Source organism: Burkholderia sp. 4M9327F10 (assembly GCF_005503145.1).
GTDB lineage: Bacteria > Pseudomonadota > Gammaproteobacteria > Burkholderiales > Burkholderiaceae > Paraburkholderia.
Genome location: NZ_SCNV01000026.1, coordinates 1 through 20,537 on the forward strand (window position 1 = coordinate 1; position 20,537 = coordinate 20,537).

The following is a 20,537-nucleotide window of genomic DNA, read 5'->3' on the forward strand; positions in this document are numbered from 1 at the left end:
CGCCATGAGCGTGGCCTGCCCCACCCGTGCCGCCTTCATACTGCATGCGCAACTGCGCCGCGCTGCGCAGCGGCGCGGGCGGGGCGAACGGATCGTGCGCGTGCTGGTACGGATAGTCCGTCTCCGAAACCCACGGCAGTGCATCGAGCGGCAGGCGGTAGCCCATCGGCGAATCGCCGGGGATCAGGTACATCCGGTCGCCGCGGAAGTACCACGGCCCGGTGACCCAGCGCGGCCCCTGCAAGGGCAGGTCGCGTTCGCGCGAGAGCGGCAGCACGTAGCCCGTGACTGAAGCCAGCCCGCTATCGTAGACGCGCCGCAAACGCACCCGCTCCATCTCATCGTCCAGACGCGAATCGAACGGATCGACGTTGACCGGCAGGCGGCGCTCGCGCCACAGGTAGTACCACGTGTCCTCGTAGCCGGCCTTGATGAACTGCGTATCGAGCGAGAGCTTGCCGGTCAGATGAGTGAGGAAGCGCCGCGCATCTTCGGCGGTATGGCTGCCCGGCTGACGTTCATCGGCGAACAGCGTGTGGTCCTGCCAGCACGGCTCGCCGTCGGCACGCCAGTACAGCGAGAGCGCCCAGCGCGGCAACTGCTCGCCCGGATACCACTTGCCCTGGCCGATGTGCAGGAAACCGTTCGCGCCGTAGCGCGAGCGCAGCTTGTCCATCAGCGCGACCGCATAGCTGCGCTTGGTCGGCCCAAGCGCGTCGGTGTTCCATTCGGCGGCGTCGCGATCGCGCACCGAGACGAAGGTCGGCTCGCCGCCCATCGTCAGGCGCACGTCCATGGCCTCCAGGTCCCGGTCCACGTGGGCGCCCATCCGCAGCACGTCGGACCAGACTTCCTCGGTATAGGGCTTGGTGACGCGCGGAGTTTCGAGCACCCGCTCGATCGACATCGTGTGTTCGAACTCGACGTCGGATTCGTCGACCTCGCCCGAGATCGGCGCGGCGCTGCCCGGCTCCGGCGTGCAGGCGACCGGAATATGCCCCTCGCCCGCCAGCAGGCCAGAGGTCGGATCGAGGCCGATCCATCCGGCGCCCGGCAGATAGACCTCGCACCATGCGTGCAGGTCGGTGAAGTCGACTTCCGTGCCGCTTGGGCCGTCGAGCGATTTGGTGTCAGGCGCCAGCTGCAGAAGATAACCGGACACGAAGCGCGCCGCCAGCCCCAACTGGCGCAGCGTCTCGACCAGCAGCCAGCCCGAATCGCGGCACGAGCCGGCAGCGCTGGTGAGTGTTTCTTCGGGCGTCTGCACGCCCGGCTCCATGCGGATCAGGTAGCGGATCTCGCGTTGCAGACGCTGGTTCAGCTCGACCAGAAAATCCGCAGTGATCTTGGGCGAGCGGTCGATGCTCGCCACGAATTCGGCAAAGCGCGGCGTCGGCTCGCGCTTGACCAGATAAGGCGCGAGCTCGGCGGCGAGGCCGGGGGGGTACTCGAACGGGTATTTCTCGGCGGACGGCTCGAGGAAGAAGTCGAACGGGTTGTAGACGGCCATTTCGGCCACCAGATCCACCGTGATCTTGAACTCGCGGGTCTTCTCGGGAAATACCAGCCGCGCCTGGTAGTTGGCGAAGGCATCCTGCTGCCAGTTGATGAAATGCCCGGCCGGTTCGACCCGCATCGAATACGACACGATCGGGGTACGGCAATGGGGCGCGGGCCGCAGCCGCACAACCTGCGGCGACAACCCGACAAGGCGGTCATAACGATAATGTGTGACATGGTTCAACGCGACACGTATAGACACACCGGACTCCTGGGCGAAGGTTGGCAGCCCGCCAAAAAGCAAGCTTCATGCCGTTGGTAGATAAACTTGCCGAGCCCGGCCTTGCGGCCGGAAAACAAACCTTGTGACACAGATGTGAACCGTGGTGAACCGTGCACCCACCCGAAGCACCGGTACCCGCATGTCCTTGCAGGTTGCGCCCGGGTGCGGTCAAAGTCGCCCGCCGGCACGCTCCACCACATCCGCCGGCCGCTGAGGGTGACCCGCAGCAGCCTTATAGCAGCCTTATCCGGGTGGCACGCACCAAAGCGGCGCAGTCCACATGCCCCATCATGCACGTAATGTGCGTTAAACCAGTGACGTCTGGCAAATGCGGCATGAAGATTGCGGTGAATGCCGCACCCCTCGGCCCGCCATGCCGGCCCCGCTTCAGCCCACGTTTGAGGTCCAAGCCATGCGCACCTTCAACTGCAACCGCTGCGAGCAGCTCGTGTTCTACGAAAACGTCCGCTGCGAGCGTTGCGACGCGTTATTGGGCTATGTGCCCGAACTGGGCGAGCTGAGCGCCTTCGAAGACGCGGGCGACGGCCGCTGGCGCAGCCTGCATCCACAGACGGGCGGCGCGCTGTATCGCCAATGCCACAACTACGCGGTCGAGAACGTCTGCAACTGGATGATCCCGGCCGACCAGCCCGACACGCTGTGCCGCTCCTGCCAGTTGACGCGCACCATCCCGAACCTCGCGGCGCCGGACAACCGGCTCTACTGGTACCGCCTCGAGGTCGCCAAAAGGCGCCTGCTCTACACGCTGACGGCCCTGGGCATCAAGGTGGCGTCGCGCCACGACGATCCGCAAACCGGGCTGGAATTCGAGTTCCTCGAAGAGAACGAGGATGGCGAGAAGGTGCTGACCGGGCACGACAACGGCCTGATTACGCTGAACATCGCGGAAGCCGATGACGCCTACCGGGAACGCACCCGCACCGCCATGCACGAGCCCTACCGGACACTGCTCGGGCACTTCCGGCACGAGACCGGACATTATTATTTCGACCGCCTGGTCGCCGGCACACAATGGCTGGAGCCGTTTCGCGCGCTGTTCGGCGACGAGAGCGCCGACTATGCCGAGGCGCTCGACACCTACTACCGCGACGGCGCGCCCGCCAACTGGGCAGAGTCGCACGTCAGCGCCTACGCCACGATGCATCCGTGGGAAGACTGGGCGGAAACCTGGGCGCATTACCTGCTGATCGTCGACGTGCTCGACACCGCCACCTCATACGGCGTCGCGCTGATCCCGCGCGACCCGGCAGGGCCGACGCTGATCGACCAGACACCGGTGGAAGACGCCAGCTTCGATAACCTCATGAAGCGCTGGTTTCCTCTGACCTATGCGCTGAACAGCCTGAACCGCAGCCTCGGGATGCCGGACGGCTATCCGTTCACGCTCGCCCCGCGGGTGGTCGAGAAGCTGCGGCTGGTGCATCGGGTGATTGCGGCGCAACCTGCAACGCCTCTGGCTGCAGCTCCGGAGGCGCAACCTGCGCCGCCGGCTTGCGGGCCAGATACCGGGCCGGCTTCCGGGCCGGCTTGCGGGCCGGTTTCCGGGCCGGATGCCGGGTCCGCTGCAACGCCGGCTCCCGGGTCGGAACCGGCACCCGCGCCCGACGCCATCCCGGCCCCGCCCGCTTCCGCCGCCGGTCCTGCCGACGTTACCGCCTCGTAATCTCTAGTGACATTTGGTAAACATTGGTAGTGAAGCGGCGGCTATTCTGCTCGTTCGACCGGACAGCCGCAGGCTCGGCCAGCGCGCTCCGCACTCATCCCTACCCCTTCGGAACAAGGCAGGACCTCGATGCGGACCGACCAGTGTCTGGCGTTGGCCAAAGAACGCCATCTCGCCGGCGACCTCGCGGGCGCACGCTCGCTCTATGAAACCGTCCTCGCCGGGGACCCGGCCAATGCCGACGTGATGTTTCGCCTCGGCGTGCTAGGGCTGCAATGCGCGGCCTATGACGACGCGCTCGTCTGGCTCGACCGCGCGCTCGCGCTAACGCCGCAGGAATCCCGCTACCACTTCGCGCGCGGCCAGATACTCTCGGCGCTGGGGCGCTTCGCGGATGCCGTTGCTACCTACCGGCGGCTGCTGGCCTTCGACGCCACGTCGGCCGATCTCTGGTTCGCGCTCGGCAGCGCGCTGCAGTCGAGCGGCGACCCGCGGGCTGCGGCAGCGGCTTACGAATCGGCGGCCGCGCTCGACCCGGCACAGGTGGACGCCCTGAACAACCTGGGCAACTGCCAGCGTCAGCTCGGCGCGCCGGAGCGTGCCGAAGCCGCTTACCGCCGCGCCCTCGCAATCCAGCCGGACCACGCCAGCGCATTGACCAACCTCGGCACGCTGTTGCAGGCACAAGGGCACATCGACGCTGCCATTGAACGGCTGAGCGAGGCGCTGCGCGCCGCGCCGGACTCGCCCACCTGCCTGCTCAACCTCGGCGTGGCCCTATGCGAGCGCCGCCAGTTCGAACAAGCCGCGGCGCTCCTCACTCGCACGCTCGAACTGGAGCCGCGCTTCCCCGAAGCCGCCTACAACCTCGGCAATGCGCTGCACGCCCTCGGCCGGCGCCGCGAGGCACAGGCGCAATACCGCAACGCGATCGCACTCGACCCGCAACATGCGGACGCGCACAACAACCTCGGTAACGTCAGCAAGGAGCTCGGCGAATATAAAGCGGCCGCGGAGGCATTCGACGCGGCGATCCGCGCCCGGCCCGGTTTTGTGGCGGCATATAACAACGCGGGCAATCTGATGCGCACGCTGCGCCGCACCGCCGATGCGGAGAAGCTGTTCGAAGCCGCGCTGTGTATCGACCCGCATCATTCGGCCTCGCACAACAACCTGGGCAATGTGCTGAAGGACTGCGGCGTGCTCGACGAAGGCATCGCTCACTATCGCCGCGCGGTGAAATGCGATCCAGGCAACGTGGTCGCACACAGCAACCTCGCCTACGCGCTGACGTTTCAGGCCGAGCACGGCGAAGCGGTCCTTGAGGAATGCCGCCGCTGGTCGGCGCAGCACGAAGCGCCGCTGCGCACCACACGTCAAGCGCATACCAACGACCGCAGCGCCGGGCGGCGGCTGCGTATCGGTTATGTCGGGGCGGACTTTCGCGATCATTGTCAGTCGCTGTTTACGGTGCCGTTTTTCTCGCATCACGATCACGCGCAGTTCGAGATCTACTGCTATGCGAGCGTCGAGCGTCCCGACGCCTATACCCAGCGTCTTGCAGACTATGCCGACGTATGGCGCGACGTGCGCGAACTCGACGACGAACGCCTCGCGCAGCAGATTCGCGCAGACGGCATCGATATCCTCGTCGATCTGGCCATGCACATGGCCGACGGCCGTCCCCTGCTGTTCGCCCGCAAACCGGCGCCGGTTCAGGTGGCCTGGCTCGCCTACCCCGGCACTACCGGGATCGAGGCAATCGACTACCGCCTGACCGATCCTCATCTGGATCCTGTACTGGAGCCGGCAAACCCGTCCGCTTTGCACGCCTCGGCCGCGCCCGATAACCACTACACGGAACGCTCGCTGCGCTTGCCCGACTCGTTCTGGTGCTACGACCCGTTGACCGATCAACCGGCCGTGAACGCGCTGCCGGCGCTGACAGCAGATCACCTTACCTTCGGATGCCTGAATAATCCGTGCAAGCTCACCGATCGCACATTGTCCATGTGGAGCATGGTGCTGCGTGAAGTGCCGCGCTCGCGCCTGCTGCTCATGGCGCCGGCCGGCAGCGCCCACCAGGATCTCGCGCGGCGCATGGAACGGCACGGCATCGACGCGCTGCGGGTCGGCTTCGTGCCGTTCCAGCCGCGCGCCGATTATCTGCGCACCTATCACCAGATCGACCTGGGGCTGGATACGTTTCCGTACAACGGCCACACCACGAGCCTCGACTCGCTGTGGATGGGTGTGCCGGTCGTCACGCGGATCGGCGCAACGGCTGTCGGACGCGGTGGGCTGAGTCAGTTGATGAATCTCGGTATCAGCGAACTTGCCGCGGATTCAGACGAGGCGTTCGTGCGCATTGCCGCCGAACTGGCGGGAGACCTGCCGCGTCTCGCGGACCTGCGGCAAGGGCTGCGGCCGCGCATGGAGCAATCGCCGCTGATGGACGGGGCGCGCTTTGCGCATCACGTTGAAACGGCCTATCGGCAAATATGGCGAGACTGGTGTGCAGCGTAAGAAGTGAGGCTCCCTCCACCCGTTTTTTCAGGATGACTTACGTGCAATAATCGGCGGCCTCGTTGAGCGAACACAATGACCGCGCCCTCCTCTCCCAACCTGCAACACGGCCCTCATGATGCGTCTTTTGCGGATGTCGGCACACCGGCGTTGCAGGGTCCCGAGGGCATTCGGTACGACTTCAACTACGGCTGCCGCGTGCAGGTCCCCGTTAGCGGCTGGCGCGTTGTCATGTCAGACCTCGACACGCACAACACCCTGCTCGACGACGTGCCCGAAGCCGGCGTTATCCTGGCCAGCCGGCGCAAGTACTTCGTGCGCTTCATGCTGCAAGTGTTCGACGGCGAGCGACTTGTGTTTTCGCATGCGTTCGATGCAGCAGGCCAGCGTGTCTTCGTGCGGGCGGGCCAGACTGCGCTTGGCGACTTCATCGCGTGGATGCCCGCTGTCGAGGCGTTGCGCCGCGAGCATCGCTGCGAGATGCATGTGCAGGTACCGCTGCATCTCCATGAGCTCTTCAGGGCCGGCTATCCGGACTTGCACTTCGTCGCGAGCAATGCCACCGTTGCTTCGCTCGGCACGTTTTACGCGACCTACTATCTCGGCCTGTTCTCGCCATACGAGGACCGCGACCACCAGCCGACCGACCCGCGCGTGAGCAGTCTGCAGGATGTCGCATCGTATATCCTGGGTGTGCCTGCCGTGGAGCGCCGCCCCACGCTGGTGGTTGCCGACGCCACCCGCAGGATCAGGGAGCGCTATGTCTGCATCGCCGTTCAGGCCGGTGGCCAGTGCAAGTACTGGAACAATCCGGGTGGCTGGCCCAGGCTGGTCGCGTACCTGCAGCAGCAGGGCTATCGCGTGCTGTGCATCGACCGCGAACGGGATTGCCGCCGCTCGGGCAAACTCAATTCGATGCCTGCGGGGGCCGAAGACTTCACCGGCAACCTGCCGTTGCAGGAGCGCGCAAGCCTCTTGCTGCATGCGGATTTCTTCATCGGACTGGGCAGCGGACTCTCATGGCTAGCATGGGCAGTCGGCACGCCGGTCGTGATGATCAGCGGTTTTTCTCATCCCAAGACCGAGTTTCATACGCCTTGGCGCATCATCAATTTTCACACCTGCAACAGCTGCTTTAACGACACCCGGTTCGCGTTCGATTCAGGCAACTTCAACTGGTGTCCGCGCTATGAAGGCACACCCGGGGCGTATCAATGTACGAGTTCGATCACGCCGGATTTTGTCGCTCGCGTCATCAATCCGCTGATTGAAAAGTCTCGTTGAAGGCAACCTTCCTAAAGAAGGTTGCCTGTTCCATCGCTGTTCCAGCTAGCGCAAATCAATAGGCAACATACGGCCCGGCGCCGCCCGGTGTCGTTTGCTGCTCGACAGCCGCATACACATTGCGGCCGTAGAAGAACGGCAAGCCCCAGTCGAAGATGGTCGAGGTAACGAACGCCGGCCCGGCGAGCAGCGGCATCACCGCGTTGCCGCCATAGGTCTGCGACAGCGTCGTGGCGTTGCCCACATTGAACGAGACCGAACTGTTGATGCCGTTCACGCCTTCGATCACCGCGCTCAACTGCGTAGTCGCGGACGGACAGTAGTACGAGTTATTCGGGCTGGCACAGGTGGGCAGTGCGCTGGTCTGGAAGAACAGGCCGGTCGAGCCGCTGTCCATGATGCTCTTCGTATAGGTCGTGCCATTTTGCACGGTCGAAAACGTTCCGTTGGTCGGGCTGACGCCGATCACCTGGGCGCTCCCCAGGCCGTTATTGCTCTGCGTGCCGATGCCGAATACCAGTTGTCCCGTCAGCGACGCTTCGCTGTTCGCCGTCACCGCCGGCAGCATCAGGACCGAGCCGTTGTTGTCGGTCGTGAAGTAGGGAATCGGATTCGCCACCTGCAGATTCTCGGCCACCGCCAGCGACGTGCAGGTCGTTCCCGCACAACCGTAGTAGGTTGCCGGCACCGCCTGCTGCGCGCAGTTGGCCCCGCAGTCGTGCTTGAACACGCCAATGCCGAGCACGCCGTTGGCGGCCAGCGCGGTGGGCGTGTTGCGCGACGCGCCCACGCTGCTGCAATCCGAAGGCACTGCGCTGTAGTTTGGATCGATCACCTGGACCGGCAGCGAGGCGGCTTTTTCGCCACCGATCTGCACGTCGGCGAGCCGCACTGAACCCCACGTATAACCATCGAAAAACTGCATGCATTCGGCCAGTTGATTGGCCGAGGCATCCTGCTCTTGCGGAAGCGTCACTGAAGACGGCAGTTGCGACGCGAACACACGCAATCCCCACGACCCGGTATCGACCAGCACGTGATTGATGGTTTGGCACTGTGTCGTACCGGGCGTACAGACGGTGACGCTGACGAAGGGCATGTTCGGCACGTCGGTCACGCCGGCGTCGACTGTCACGGTCACGGCATTGGCAGCGCCCACTGTCGTGGACGTCGCCGTAGTGGTGGCCGACTGCGCGGGCGACGACGCATTCGAGGTGCTGGCGGTGGAACTGCTGCCCCCGCCGCCACCACCGCCGCCGCATGCGGCAAGCAGCAACGCGAGAACGGCAGCGCCGAGGAACTTGAGGAACGAATCTGAAGGACGCATGATCGCTCCGTTATTGAATGACATTGATATCGACACCCGCAGGCACCGCTTGCGGCAAATAGGCGTGCCCCGCGAAGGCCCGCAAATGACCTCCCGAGAACACCACCAGATCGCTGTTCGATACAGCGAGCGGCGTGGCGCGTCGCGTCGCCGTGGCGGCGACGTACTGATCGAAGGCGGCGCCCAGCGTCGTCTTCAGATCGGGCAAGGTTGGCCCTTCCCACGCCACGCCGAACACCGTGCCGCCCGGCGCGACATACTCGCGCACCACCGTGCCCGAGGGCAGCGTGATCAGATGGACCGTGTACGCAGCCTGCGAAGTCGCGCTGTGGGCCGTGGCGTGCATGAGCGCCTGGTCGTTGCCGATACTGCTGACGTTCTGGCCGAGTGTGGCCTGTGCTGGCAAACAAAGCGCAAAGCTTGCCCCGAGCATTGCGCAAGCAATGCCGGCATGAAGCATCGTTTTCAAGTGAATTCCTTCGAGGTGAAAACGCTCGTGATCCACCTTGCCGATCGCGAACGACAAATAAGGGGCGCACTCCCCGACCGGCGGCTACCGGTACTTCAATCACGCCTGCAGAGGTTGCGTGAATGCGTCTACGGAGTGGCAAGGCGAAACTTTAGCCAGTGAAAAGGCGCCTCGCAATCGTTTGGCATACGTTCCAAACGGGCTTGGCGGCACGTGCTGTTTGAATATAAAAACCAGCACCATGACTGGCGGCGTCTTCGCGCAGATTTACTGCCGCTTGAGCGTTTTAAGCAAACTGCATAAAGAAAAATTAGGGATGCAGCAAAAAAACCACTGTGATGAGCAGATGTTTTTGGTGTATTAAGCACACACTGAATAAACCAGCCAAATCTGGCTTCCTTCATACTTTTCGTTCTACGAAGTTTATTTTCGTATGAAGAATTGAAAGGAATAAAAGCGGCACGCTGTCACGACACCGTCGCAATCCGATGTGCGCAAACTCGCGGCTTACTCAAGACCGGTTTGCGCATGCCCGTGCTGAAATAAAAAATGCCGGCGCTCACCGGTTGTCACGGCAGATGCCGGCATCGGGCTCGACCCTGACGCGCTGCATGCACGCACGGGTCGGCACCATTGTTGTGCTACTTCTTCGGTTGCAAAAGGGTCTTGAGCTCCTGCACGTTCTCTTCGACGCGTTTGGCGATTACAGCGTACGACTCCGCTTGCGACTGATACGCCGCCTGCGCGAGTTGCTGCATGTCAGCCAACGCCTTATGCAAGGTTTGCTGCACCAGTTCGGCCGTTTGCGTGGGTGCGCCGCCGGTCGCGGAGAACTGGCCGGCCAGCGCCTGCAGTTCGCCCAGCGTCGAACGCAGCATCTCGGCCTGCTTCTGCGCGAGCGACTGCATGCCCTGCAGGGCGGCCTGATTAGCCGTTACCAGCGCTTCAACGTCTTTGCGTCGCGCTTCCATGATGGCGGGCACGTCGAAGCCAGGCAGCTTGAACTGCTCGAGCAATTTGGTGAATTCGCCAAACGGATTGGTGGCGTCCGGTCGTTCCATGCTTGTTCCTCCTGGGCGGATAAGTACAGGCCAACCACGCGGCAACGATGGCCCGTGGGCCGATGACTGCGCACCGGTTGGTCTCGCAAGTGCCTGCGAATCGTTCCGGCACAGACTCCATCATGCGCCTTCTGCATCCGATGCGCCAGCCAAGGGGACAGAGCCGGCGTGAGGGTCAATGCTGCACTTTCGTTAATGCAATGAAAGGAATCGGCAATTCTTTTTCACGAGATTGAGCAAATGTGCCGTGCATACCTCAAGAACGGATACCGCGTGTCGTTTACACAGCTACACCCCTGCGTGGCGTGAGGTTCTCGTCAGACAAAACCCCACACGCAACCGCCCTCCGCAGTGATCGATTCTCCTCATCGTGTACAGGTATCTGAATGAACAAGCTGACGAACACAATCAAGTTCAAGATCATTCTCGCGCTCGGCGCGTGCATCGTCTTGATGATCGGCATCGGGCTGATGGGCGTTCGCGGACTCGCGACCCTGAGCTCGGATATGAGCTCGATGTACACCGATAGCACGGTGCCGATCGAAGACCTTGCGGCCACGCAGTCGAACGCGCTGAAAATTCGTCTGACGTTAAGCCGCCTGATGACCATTCACGACCCTAACGATATCAAGCAGGCAAGCGACCGCATTCGCGATCTGGAGAAAAAGCTCAACACGTCATGGACCGACTACTACCCGGCCAAGGTCTCTGACGACGACGAGCGCAAAATCGCTGATCGGATCGCCGCGCAATACGCCGATTTCAAATCGCTGACCGATACGGCGCTCACCGCCCTCGACAGCGGCAATCTCGACGCCGCCGCCCCGTCTCTCGACAAGATGCGCGAAGTGGGCAACTCGCTCTCCGACACCGTCGACCAGGACATCGACATCAACGGCACCCAGGTCAAGCAGATGGCCGACCAGGGCACGGACACGTATCACACGCTGCTGTGGATCGCGATCGGTGCAATCGTGCTGGGCCTGATCGTGGCGGTCGCCGCGTCGATCTATCTGTTGAAGGCCATCATCACGCCGCTGGGCTCGGCGGTCGAGGTGGCGCAGCGCATCGCCGAAGGTCAGCTTGAAAACGAACTCACGATTCATTCGAAAGACGAATTCGGCAATCTGCTCGGCGCGCTCAAGCAGATGGACACGCATCTTGCCGACATCGTCCGCGGCATCAAGACCTCGAGCGAATCGATCATGGTGGCCTCCAGCGAGATTGCTGCCGGCAACATGGACCTGTCTTCGCGCACTGAGGAGCAGGCTGCCTCGCTGGAAGAAACCGCGGCCAGCATGGAGCAGCTCACCGCCACCGTCAAACAGAACTCCGAAAACGCCCGCCAGGCCACCACGCTGGCCGGCAATGCCTCGGGCGTGGCGGACAAGGGCAATGCAGTCGTGGAACGCATGCTGGTGACCATGGGCGACATCACGGCGAGCTCGGCGAAGATTGCCGACATCACCACGCTGATTGAAGGCATCGCGTTCCAGACCAACATCCTCGCCTTGAACGCCGCGGTGGAAGCGGCACGCGCAGGTGAACAGGGCCGCGGCTTCGCGGTGGTGGCCGGCGAAGTGCGCAGCCTCGCGCAACGCTCCTCCAGCGCGGCAAAGGAGATCAAGGATCTGATCCAGAGCTCGGTGGCGACGATTCACAACGGCTCGGCGCAGGCTGAAGAAGTGGGCCGCACGATGGCCGAAGTCCAGCAGGCGATCAAACGGGTCGCCGACATCAACGCGGAAATCTCCGCGGCCTCGGACGAGCAAAGTCGTGGCATCGAGCAGGTGAATCAGGCCGTCGGTCAGATGGACGAAGTCACGCAGCAGAACGCGGCCCTCGTCGAAGAAGCATCGGCGGCGGCGCAATCGCTCGAACAGCAGGCCGCACAGCAAAAGCGCGCGGTGTCCGTGTTCAAGGTCACCGAGAGCAAATCGGCAGCCGTAGCCGCGCCGCGCACCGCCGCCACCCCGGCCAAGGCACGCGCGCCGCTCGCCCGTCCGGCTGCAAAGCGCGCGCCGGCTGCCGTCGCCAAACCGGTCGCGGCGCTCGCAGAGGCCACCGGCTCCGACAACTGGGAGACGTTCTGACCCATGACGAGCTCAGCGGTGCGCAGCCGCGTCATTCACGATCGCGCACCGTCTGAGCGGACACGCCGCGCACAAACTTTGCCCCCGACTGGAGCCGGAAGATTCTGTAAGATTTCGCCGATATACTCGGCCCGCCCCGCTACCCGGCATTTCAAATCCCTTGCCGAGCCGTGACAGGTAAAGCGCTCGCAATGAGCCGGCCCACCAGACCTTATGCAAACCAGTGATCGCGCCCCTCCCCCGCCCGTGCGGGGCTTACAACGTCTGCGCAGGTATCTCGGGGCTCGCCTGTCCCGGGTTGCCGTGCTGGCGGGACGCCATCCACTGGCGGTCGGCGCGCTAGGCAGCCTGCTGGCGCTGGGTGCCTTCGCGCTTACCCTGGTCACGCTGGCCACCGGAAGACAGGACGCACTCGACCATGCGCGCGATACCTCGCGCGGAGTGATATCCATCCTGAGCAACGACGTCCAGCACAATTTCGAACTCGCCGACCTCTCCCTGCAGGCGGTCGCGGCGGGTTTGCGCGACCCGCTCGTGATGCAACTCGACGCAGATATCCGTCATAAGGTGCTGTTCGACCGCACCACTACGGCGCAGTACATCAGCGCGGTGTCAGCGCTGGACGCCAACGGCAACGTCGTCGAATACGGTGCGGGCACGCCGCCCCAGGCCAATGTCGCGGATCGCGATTACTTTTACGTGCACCAGCAGCGCCGCGATGTCGGCCTCTACTTCTCCAAGCCTTACCACTCGCGGTTGCGAGGCGGCGCAAGCTCGATCGCGCTGAGCCGCAGGATCGACAATGCGGACGGCTCGTTTGCCGGGGTTGCCGTGATCGCCGTCAATCTCGACTATTTCCAGCAGCTTCTCGACAAGCTCGAGGTCAGCACCCATGGCGTCGGCATGATCGTGCGCGCCGACGGCACGATCGTGGCGCGCAGCCCGCAGATCACGAACTCGCAGCAGTTTCTCGCGGTTCGATCGGCGCCTTTCCTGCGGCTCCTGCAAGGCCAGAGCGGCTCGTTTTCCGCCCCCTCGCCTATCGATGGCATTACCCGCCTCTACACGTTCACGCGCATCGCCGGCACGCCCTTGATCGCGGTGGTCGCGCCGGCCGAACAGGACGTGCTGGCCGAGTGGCAACGCCGCTCCGAAATTGTCGGCGCCGCCGCGCTGCTCGTGTGCGGCACGTTTATCGTGGTGATCTGGCTGCTGGCCTTTGCCCTGCGCGACCGTGGCGCCATGCAGTCGCGGCTCGAGCACATGGCGCAGACGGATTCGCTCACCGGCCTGAACAACCGGCGCGCCCTCGACAAAGTGCTGCTGGCCGAATGGCAAAGGATGCAACGGACCGGGCGCGAGCTGTCGGTGCTGTTCATCGACGCGGACCATTTCAAGCGGTACAACGACCAGCACGGCCACGCGCTGGGCGACCTGGCGCTGCAGCGTATCGCCGCCGCGCTCGCGCGCCACCTGAAGCGCCCCGGCGACACGGCTGCGCGTTACGGCGGCGAAGAGTTCGTGGCTGTCTTGCCCGATACCGATGAGCGCGGCGCGCTCAACGTCGCCGAAGCGATTCGTCGCGACATCGAGCTGAGCCACGGCGTCGACAGCAAACGGCGCATTCCTGCGGTGACTGTCAGCATCGGCTGCGGTACGGCATCCCAGAGCGGCGACACCTCGCTCGATGCCTTCATGCGGCGCGCCGACGCCGCGCTCTATGTCGCCAAGACCTCCGGGCGCAACCGCGTCGCGGCAGCCGCGTCGGCCGGTCTCTGAGCATCCGCGCCCAGAGCCGCAGCGTGCAAGGGTCCGTAAGTTACGGACAGACTTCAGTAACCCTACAAAACAGCATCTCGACTATCGTGTTGAAGTGATCGGCACACTATCGCGCCGGCCCTGACCCCATGGGATCAACGACATGAAAAAGACCATTCCGAGCGCGGCGTTGAACGCCGTGTTGACCGCTGCCTTGACTGTCTTGCTCGGCACCGCCGCTGCATCTGCAATCGCCCAGGATGCCCCGCCGCCGCCCCCGCCGGAACACGGTCAGCCGCCGCACTTCGACGCCATGCCGCCGCACGGCCCAGGCTTTGCAGCCGTCAACGATCTCGAACAACTGCGCCGGCTGTACGCGATGACGGGGCGCGAAAGCGAGATCATTGCGGTCTATCATGATGTGTTGAACAAGACCCAGGACCCGATGGTGCGGCACTACGTTTATGACTCGCTGGCGCGCGAGCAACTGAAGCCGGCCAATCCGGATCAGGCGATCGCGACGCTGCGCACCAGCCTCGCTGAAGATATTGCTGCGGCGAACCGCGCGCCGCACGGTGACCATCCGGGCGCCGATGCACCGCCGGCGCCCCAGGCGCAATAAGCGCAATAAGCGCAATTAACGCAACAGCCGCAACAGGTACAACAGGCGGCAGCGGGCCGGGTTCGCACGCTTGCGGGCGAGCGTTTGCCGCTCACCGTGTGAGGACGCCATGATTGCCCTGGCCGATGCGGTACTCACCGTGCATGCCCTGCTCGCCGCCTTCATCGTCTGCGGGCTGCCTGCCATCTGGATCGGCTCGGGGCTGCGCTGGAACTGGGTGCGCAACCGCAGCTTCCGCCTGATCCACCTGTGCGCCATCGGCGTGGTGTCGCTGCTGTCCGTGCTGGATATCGCCTGTCCATTGACCGTGCTGGAAGACTGGCTGCGCACCGGCGCGGCCGGCTCGCAGGGCTGCATCCAGCGCTGGGTGAGCCGGCTTCTGTTCTACGATCTGCCCGCCTGGGTGTTCACCCTTGCCTATGTGGCCTTCGCCCTGCTGGTGCTGCTGACATGGTGGCGCATACCGCCGCAACGGCGCGCCTAGGAATCCACCAACTCGACACGCAGACCATCTATCATCTGCACCTTGGCCACCCACTGTCGAGCACCATGCCGTTTGCCGCATTGCCCCGTATCGAAGCCGCCGTTCTGAAGCTGCGCCGGCCAGCCCTGCCGCATGCGTGGCGCCTTTCCGCCGTCACCCGCCGGCGCCTGCCCGCCGCCGTGCTTTGCATCGCCCTTGCGGCCTGCGCCACGCCGCCGTCCCCGCCATCGCCCTCCGCCGGCCAGACGCGCATCGATCCGGTCGGCCTGTTCCCAATGGATGCCTACGACCAGAACGTCGATCATTGGCTCGACCCTGCAGGCACCGGCTACGATCAGCCGTTTCTGAGCCCGGCAGACCAGCAGACCCACTACGAAGCGCTGCGTGCCCGCTACTTCGGCCCCGCCGCCGACGATCCTTCGCCGTGGAACCCGAGCTTTGTCGGCACGCACGTCTACCGGGACGGCGGAGCCGATATCGCCGCGCTGCAACGCCACCGCATTGCGGAGTTCGACAACACCGGCAAGTCCGCTCGCGAGCTCGGCTACGGCCAGAACTTCCGGCCTCATACGCAAGCCTGGATCGATGCGATCGAGCAAAACATGAACGTCGGCCAGTTCGAGCAGGCGCCGGGCTATTCCGCCGCGCACCGCGCAATTGCGACGGACAACGCACTGATCCGCGAACTGCCGACGAGAGACCCGTCGTTCTACGACCGCCGCCTCGCCGGCGAAGGCTACCCGTTCGATAACCTGCAGGTCTCGGCAGCGCGCCCCGGCACACCGCTCTATGTTCTGGGCAGCAGCCGCGACGGCGGCTGGTACTACGTGCAAACGCCGGATGTGCAAGGCTGGGTACGCAGCGACAAGGTCGGCATGGTGAATTCCGCGTTTGTCGACATCTGGCGCAGCGCGGCACGCAACGGGCTTACCGCGGTGATCGCCGCGTCGGCGCCGGTGCGCGACAGTCAGGGTGTCTTTCGCTTCGATGCGCCTGCCGGCACCTTGCTGCCGGTCGCACCCGGCGACAATCCGGTCCAGCGCAGCGTCATGGTCCCGGTCCGCGACGCCAACGGCAACGCCATCGTGCGCATCGCACAACTAAACGATACACAGGTCGCGACTGCACCGCTCAGCGCCACCCCACGTCACCTGGCGCTGCTGCTGAAGGCCTTGATCGGACGTCCGTATGGCTGGGGCAATACGGACTTCTATAACGACTGTTCATCCGAGACGCAAAGCATCTTCGCGGCATTCGGCATCTGGTTGCCGCGTCATTCGTCGACGCAGATGAGCGCCGGACGCATGACCGACCTGTCCACCGCCACACCGGCCGAGCGCCTCGACTACCTCGTGAAGCATGGGGTGCCGATGCGCACGCTGATCTATATCGGCGGCCACGTCATGCTGTACCTGGGCAACACCACGCGCGGCCAGCAACTCGTGCCGCTGGTCTATCAGGACGTCTGGGGCCTGCGTCCGGCGGACAACAGCCGGCGCGCGGTGATCGGCGGCTCGGTGATCCTGCCGCTGCTCGTGCAATACCCCGAAGATCCGAGCCTGCAATCGCTGGCGGGGACGCCGATTTTCCAGATCAGCGTGATCGGCGCACCGGCCGAAGGCACCCCCGTTCAACCCGACGACGACAATCCCGCCGGTTGAATCTGCGCCTGTGGCCCGAGCGCGCGGCGCAGCCCGCGCCCGGCCGGTCATGCATTCCCATGAACGCTTCCCCTCCTCAGCCCGCACAGGCATGCGAATTGCGGCAGTGACTGCCAGGCGCGGGGCCATAGGCTCCCGTCACCATCAATCACGCGTATTCGGAGGCGTTATGTTGGGAACCATTCTTCTGATCGTTCTGATCCTGCTGCTCATCGGCGCCTTTCCCGCGTGGCCGCACAGCCGCGCGTGGGGCTATGCGCCAACCGGCACGATCGGCATTGTTGTGATCGTGGTGATCGTCCTGGTGCTTATGGGGCAGATATGACGGCCCGATGCCGCGAGACCGCGGAACGCCTGGCCGGCCAGTTTGACGCCTCGCTTGTAAAACTGGCGCGGCCGCCTCGATGTCTGGCGCCGGGCACTAGCGCCAGCGCGGCTGCTCTTCGAGACGCAAGCGGTCGAACGAACGCAAGACGCGGCTTCCGGTCAACGCCAGTTTCCAGAAGCGCTCCTTCAGTGCGCCGATCACAAACAGGTTGTAGGGCAGCACAATCTCGCCGCGCCCCCAGTTGGGCCGCCAGGTGTGCGCGAGGCCGCGACGCATGAACAGCGAGACGGTCGGCACGCCGAGTGCCGACGCGAGATGCCCGAGACCCGAATCGTTGCCGATAAACCAGCCCGACTCGGCGATCCACGCCGCCACCTCCGCCAGCCGGCCGAACGAACGAAGCCACTGCTCCTCGTCCTGACCCATCGCCCATGCCTGGCGCTCGCACGGAGCTACCAGCAAGGTAGGCTGAAAATCGCGCTGCACGAGTTTGCGCACCAACGCGACGAACTTCTTGCGCGGCCACATTTTCTCGATGTGGCTGCCCGTCGGATGGATGGCCACGCGGCGTTCATTTGCGCGAAACCGGATCCAGTGCGGCACGGTGATACCGTTATGCCGCGTGACGTCGGCAAGTCCGAATACCTCGTGCGCCACCGCGGCCACCTTGTCGATCATATGGCGCCCGCCCTGGAAGGCTTCGAAGCTCACCAGCTCGCACACCTCGCCCTCGACGGCGCGCGAGACCCCGGCCGTCGTCGCGCGTAGCTGAATTACCAGGTCGAACGGTCCGGACTCCTCGTGCTCGTCGCGCACATCCACACCAGGGAACCAGTCGCTCAGGTCCTTCACCACCCAGCTAAAGACCGTCGGCCGATAGCCATTGCGGATCAGATTATTGACAAGCACCATGAGCAGCAGCGTATCGCCGATCGCCACCGGCATCACAACGGCAATCGATACGGCGCTTTCAAGCTTCGCCTTCATGCATCGAACCTCTCTGATCTGTCAGCCGGCGTAGGGTGTCCGCTGACCCGCAAACGAAGGGCGCGAAACGCCTTCAAAACGCGCCCGACGCCAATGCTTTCGCGCCACCAGCGCTCTTTCAAAGCGGCCGTCGGCACCCACCACGACGGCAGCACAATGTCCCCGACCGTAAAGCCCGGACGCCAGCGCTGCGCCACCCGGCGCCGGCGAAACAGCGTGAGAGTCGGAATGCCTAGCGCCGACGCGAGATGTCCCACGCCCGAATCGTTACCGATAAACCAGCCGGATTCATAAAGCCATGCGGCGAGCTGAGACGAAGAAGGAAATGAACGCAGCGGCGGCAAGTCGCCCGCAAGCTCCTCCCACCTGGAGCGTTCACGCGCGTCGAGGACGAATTCCACTTGCAGACCGCTCGCATGCAGGCGGCGGGACAACTCGAGAAAGCGCTCGGGTATCCAGCGTTTATCGGGCGTGCTGGCCTCGGGATGGATCGCCACGCGCGAGGCGTGCTTGCGAAAGCTCAGCCCAGCAGGCGCAAGCATGCCGTTCGACGTCTCGACATCGTGGAGGTCAAAGCGTTTGCGGGCAAAATCGGCGAAGCGCTTCGCCATGCAATCCGTGTTCTGCGCAAACTCGGCTTCATGCAAATTGATAAAGCCGGCATGCCAGTCGCCCAGTTGCGCGAGTGGCCTGTCCCGGTGCATCTGGATCACGTACGGGTAGCGGGCAAGCAGCTCACGAGCCTCGCCCGGCGTCAGCGCAGGCGCGATGCTGAGATGGGGGAACCATGCGGCAAGCGCATAGGCATGGTCGCCAAACACATCGACGCGCCAGCCGCCGCGCACGAGGTTGTGAGCGACGATCAGCAGGTTCAGGGTGTCGCCCAGCGCCGGCGACATCACAAAGGCCGCTGTCCTGCCGGCGGATTGGATGCCAGGCACGCCGCCCCCAGTCGAATCGGTGCGATTGACCTGATGCGCCTGATCGTTGCCCATACACTCAATCCAGCCAAAGTAAATTCGACCGGATATTGCCACAGAATCGGTAGATCCCAGGTTTCGAAGTCTTGCAACGCCTTTCTGCCCGAAAGATCGCCAAGGCGTGGCAGTCGACGACACGCCGTCTGGACGATTTGGTTTCGAAGCATTTCTTTTGGCTTCCCGCAAGACCTTAGCGGGCAGAATCGGGCTTCGGCCGCTGAGCGAGCACCCATGCCGGTTCGGCGCATGCGTTCGCTCTCCGGTGCGGCGTTTTTCCGGCCCGTGCGTGAAACGTTCCGTAAAAGTCGGCCCCGCGCATCCGGCCCGTCTTCGTGCACTATGCCGGGGAAATCGGCCGGCCGGCGCTGACCGCGCCAGGTCTACGCCTGAATGCCGGACGGGGTGCGGGGCCCGCCGCTCGTACCGGCGCACAGCAGAAACCAATTCAATGGAGACACACCCGATCCGCCGTTAGATCTGACCGTGAGGCAAGCTGCTTGCCCCGGGTCGTCCAGCTTATTCTCTGACCACCCATTCCAACCATGCAAGTCGTCGTGTGCCTGACCTCGTTCAATCGTACTGATTGCGCGCGCATCTCCATGGAGATCATCAAGCTGAACTGGGCTCACAAGTGGCCGGTGGTGCATGCCTGCTCCGGCGCCGGCTACACGCGTTACATCGAAGACGTGCTGGTGAGACGCGAACCCCGTCCACTGACCGTCGGCGCCGCCGATCTGTTGCTGGCATCCGTCAGTGCCGCCGTGACCCGCTTTAAGGCGGACTATGTCGTTCATCTCGAAGCAGACACGTGGATCTTCGACCAGAACGTCATCAAGCGATATCTGGAACAGCTTGCCGAAAATCCGCATGCCATGATCGCCGCGTCATCATGGAGCACCGATTGCGTGCCGGCATGGAAACGCTCGCCGCAACTGGGGCGGCGTCTGCGCGCCACGCTGGCCAGCGTGCTCAGGCCGCTCGGCTCACGTTACGGGATTCGCGAAACGAAAACGCTCTCCACGCAATTTTTCATCGCGAGGGCAACTCCGGATTTTCTGCAGATGTTGTCCACGATCCGCGTGAAGGATGACGACTTTCTGGAGAAGATTCTGTATGCCGCGGTGGTCGAACGTTTCGGACGCCGAGCCATTATCAACATGCCGGAACGCGAGCCGGTCCATCCCCGTTACCGCCACGCCTGCGAGCCGCTTAGTCTGTTCTGCCAGCATTGGCCGAGCGCCGAGGACGCACCGTCCGCCGAGACCCATCCCGATCTGAGTTCAGCCGACAGGCTGCGCGGAAAGAAAGAATGTCTGGAGAGCGCCGCGCTGACACGGCACGGCCCCTATATGCAGCAACTGCTGACCAGCAGCGATCTGCGCTATTACAACGGTAACGCCAAGCGCTAGGGATGAAGCTCGGGGTTCAATGGGCCGGGAGGAAAGCCAACAAGGGGATCAGACGCTGCTGGGCGATCGCCTTGAGCGCCG

General features: G+C 63.9%; 17 protein-coding genes. 11 read left to right on the top strand and 6 right to left on the bottom strand.

Annotation, left to right across the window (positions count from 1 at the left end):
- Window positions 1–1,762 (bottom strand): transglutaminase family protein (locus tag FFS45_RS22230; protein WP_137956786.1); only part of this gene is annotated, 1,762 nt, incomplete at its 3' end.
- 433 nt (window positions 1,763–2,195) lie between these two features.
- Here FFS45_RS22230 and FFS45_RS22235 point away from each other — a divergent pair.
- The 3 genes from FFS45_RS22235 to FFS45_RS22245 all read left to right on the top strand — a co-directional run bounded on the left by FFS45_RS22235 (window position 2,196) and on the right by FFS45_RS22245 (window position 7,277).
- Window positions 2,196–3,467 (top strand): putative zinc-binding metallopeptidase, encoded by a 1,272-nt coding sequence (locus tag FFS45_RS22235; RefSeq protein WP_249362885.1) that lies wholly within the window; start codon window positions 2,196–2,198, stop codon window positions 3,465–3,467.
- Between the two features lie 129 nt (window positions 3,468–3,596).
- Window positions 3,597–5,993, top strand: a complete 2,397-nt coding sequence (locus FFS45_RS22240; protein ID WP_137956787.1) for a tetratricopeptide repeat protein — start codon at window positions 3,597–3,599, stop codon at window positions 5,991–5,993.
- Window positions 5,994–6,068: 75 nt separating this feature from the next.
- Complete coding sequence (locus FFS45_RS22245) at window positions 6,069–7,277, top strand: autotransporter strand-loop-strand O-heptosyltransferase (RefSeq protein WP_137956788.1); 1,209 nt, start codon at window positions 6,069–6,071, stop codon at window positions 7,275–7,277.
- 55 nt (window positions 7,278–7,332) lie between these two features.
- Here the strand turns inward: FFS45_RS22245 and FFS45_RS22250 are convergent, their stop codons facing one another.
- Together FFS45_RS22250 and FFS45_RS22255 are read right to left on the bottom strand one after the other, a co-directional pair.
- Window positions 7,333–8,604: a DUF3443 domain-containing protein gene (locus FFS45_RS22250; protein ID WP_137956789.1), complete on the bottom strand. Its 1,272-nt coding sequence runs from the start codon at window positions 8,602–8,604 to the stop codon at window positions 7,333–7,335.
- A 10-nt stretch (window positions 8,605–8,614) separates the two neighbouring features.
- Window positions 8,615–9,064: a DUF2844 domain-containing protein gene (locus FFS45_RS22255; RefSeq protein WP_137956867.1), complete on the bottom strand. Its 450-nt coding sequence runs from the start codon at window positions 9,062–9,064 to the stop codon at window positions 8,615–8,617.
- A 127-nt stretch (window positions 9,065–9,191) separates the two neighbouring features.
- Here FFS45_RS22255 and FFS45_RS22260 point away from each other — a divergent pair, with 127 nt between their 5' ends.
- Window positions 9,192–9,437, top strand: a complete 246-nt coding sequence (locus FFS45_RS22260; protein ID WP_137956790.1) for a hypothetical protein — start codon at window positions 9,192–9,194, stop codon at window positions 9,435–9,437.
- Window positions 9,438–9,714: 277 nt separating this feature from the next.
- Here the strand turns inward: FFS45_RS22260 and FFS45_RS22265 are convergent, their stop codons facing one another.
- On the bottom strand, window positions 9,715–10,134 hold the full coding sequence (locus FFS45_RS22265; protein WP_137956791.1) for a phasin family protein: 420 nt from the start codon (window positions 10,132–10,134) through the stop codon (window positions 9,715–9,717).
- A 386-nt stretch (window positions 10,135–10,520) separates the two neighbouring features.
- Between FFS45_RS22265 and FFS45_RS22270 the strand changes: the two genes are divergently transcribed.
- The 6 genes from FFS45_RS22270 to FFS45_RS22295 all read left to right on the top strand — a co-directional run bounded on the left by FFS45_RS22270 (window position 10,521) and on the right by FFS45_RS22295 (window position 17,077).
- Window positions 10,521–12,227, top strand: a complete 1,707-nt coding sequence (locus FFS45_RS22270; protein ID WP_137956792.1) for a methyl-accepting chemotaxis protein — start codon at window positions 10,521–10,523, stop codon at window positions 12,225–12,227.
- Window positions 12,228–12,440: 213 nt separating this feature from the next.
- Window positions 12,441–14,006, top strand: a complete 1,566-nt coding sequence (locus tag FFS45_RS22275; protein ID WP_137956793.1) for a sensor domain-containing diguanylate cyclase — start codon at window positions 12,441–12,443, stop codon at window positions 14,004–14,006.
- A gap of 142 nt (window positions 14,007–14,148) precedes the next feature.
- Complete coding sequence (locus FFS45_RS22280) at window positions 14,149–14,607, top strand: hypothetical protein (RefSeq protein ID WP_137956794.1); 459 nt, start codon at window positions 14,149–14,151, stop codon at window positions 14,605–14,607.
- A gap of 109 nt (window positions 14,608–14,716) precedes the next feature.
- The gene (locus tag FFS45_RS22285) at window positions 14,717–15,091 is read left to right on the top strand and encodes a DUF2784 domain-containing protein (protein WP_137956795.1); all 375 of its coding nucleotides are present in this window, start codon (window positions 14,717–14,719) and stop codon (window positions 15,089–15,091) included.
- The gene (locus FFS45_RS22290; RefSeq protein WP_249362886.1) at window positions 15,058–16,752 is read left to right on the top strand and encodes an SH3 domain-containing C40 family peptidase; all 1,695 of its coding nucleotides are present in this window, start codon (window positions 15,058–15,060) and stop codon (window positions 16,750–16,752) included. The genes FFS45_RS22285 and FFS45_RS22290 overlap by 34 nt, the downstream gene beginning before the upstream one ends.
- Window positions 16,753–16,921: 169 nt before the next feature.
- The gene (locus FFS45_RS22295) at window positions 16,922–17,077 is read left to right on the top strand and encodes a DUF3309 family protein (protein ID WP_137956796.1); all 156 of its coding nucleotides are present in this window, start codon (window positions 16,922–16,924) and stop codon (window positions 17,075–17,077) included.
- 96 nt (window positions 17,078–17,173) lie between these two features.
- Here FFS45_RS22295 and FFS45_RS22300 read toward each other — a convergent pair whose 3' ends face one another.
- Together FFS45_RS22300 and FFS45_RS22305 are read right to left on the bottom strand one after the other, a co-directional pair.
- On the bottom strand, window positions 17,174–18,067 hold the full coding sequence (locus FFS45_RS22300) for a glycosyltransferase family 9 protein (protein WP_137956797.1): 894 nt from the start codon (window positions 18,065–18,067) through the stop codon (window positions 17,174–17,176).
- Window positions 18,064–19,062 carry a glycosyltransferase family 9 protein gene (locus tag FFS45_RS22305; RefSeq protein WP_249362887.1) on the bottom strand — a complete coding sequence of 333 codons (999 nt, stop codon included), beginning with the start codon at window positions 19,060–19,062 and terminating at the stop codon, window positions 18,064–18,066. Before FFS45_RS22305 ends, FFS45_RS22300 begins: the two co-directional genes overlap by 4 nt.
- A 527-nt stretch (window positions 19,063–19,589) precedes the next feature.
- Here FFS45_RS22305 and FFS45_RS22310 point away from each other — a divergent pair.
- A complete protein-coding gene (locus FFS45_RS22310; RefSeq protein ID WP_137956798.1) occupies window positions 19,590–20,456 on the top strand; it encodes a hypothetical protein in 867 nt (288 codons plus the stop codon).
- The last annotated feature ends 81 nt before the right edge of the window (window positions 20,457–20,537 follow it).

Bases quoted from the DNA above. Each gene is read 5' to 3' on its own strand.
- FFS45_RS22235 (WP_249362885.1), top strand. From the start codon at position 2,196: ATGCGCACCTTCAACTGCAACCGCTGCGAGCAGCTCGTGTTCTACGAA.
- FFS45_RS22240 (WP_137956787.1), top strand. From the start codon at position 3,597: ATGCGGACCGACCAGTGTCTGGCGTTGGCCAAAGAACGCCATCTCGCC.
- FFS45_RS22245 (WP_137956788.1), top strand. From the start codon at position 6,069: ATGACCGCGCCCTCCTCTCCCAACCTGCAACACGGCCCTCATGATGCG.
- FFS45_RS22250 (WP_137956789.1), bottom strand. From the start codon at position 8,604: ATGCGTCCTTCAGATTCGTTCCTCAAGTTCCTCGGCGCTGCCGTTCTC.
- FFS45_RS22255 (WP_137956867.1), bottom strand. From the start codon at position 9,064: ATGCTTCATGCCGGCATTGCTTGCGCAATGCTCGGGGCAAGCTTTGCG.
- FFS45_RS22265 (WP_137956791.1), bottom strand. From the start codon at position 10,134: ATGGAACGACCGGACGCCACCAATCCGTTTGGCGAATTCACCAAATTG.
- FFS45_RS22270 (WP_137956792.1), top strand. From the start codon at position 10,521: ATGAACAAGCTGACGAACACAATCAAGTTCAAGATCATTCTCGCGCTC.
- FFS45_RS22275 (WP_137956793.1), top strand. From the start codon at position 12,441: ATGCAAACCAGTGATCGCGCCCCTCCCCCGCCCGTGCGGGGCTTACAA.
- FFS45_RS22280 (WP_137956794.1), top strand. From the start codon at position 14,149: ATGAAAAAGACCATTCCGAGCGCGGCGTTGAACGCCGTGTTGACCGCT.
- FFS45_RS22285 (WP_137956795.1), top strand. From the start codon at position 14,717: ATGATTGCCCTGGCCGATGCGGTACTCACCGTGCATGCCCTGCTCGCC.
- FFS45_RS22290 (WP_249362886.1), top strand. From the start codon at position 15,058: ATGGTGGCGCATACCGCCGCAACGGCGCGCCTAGGAATCCACCAACTC.
- FFS45_RS22295 (WP_137956796.1), top strand. From the start codon at position 16,922: ATGTTGGGAACCATTCTTCTGATCGTTCTGATCCTGCTGCTCATCGGC.
- FFS45_RS22300 (WP_137956797.1), bottom strand. From the start codon at position 18,067: ATGAAGGCGAAGCTTGAAAGCGCCGTATCGATTGCCGTTGTGATGCCG.
- FFS45_RS22305 (WP_249362887.1), bottom strand. From the start codon at position 19,062: ATGGGCAACGATCAGGCGCATCAGGTCAATCGCACCGATTCGACTGGG.
- FFS45_RS22310 (WP_137956798.1), top strand. From the start codon at position 19,590: ATGCAAGTCGTCGTGTGCCTGACCTCGTTCAATCGTACTGATTGCGCG.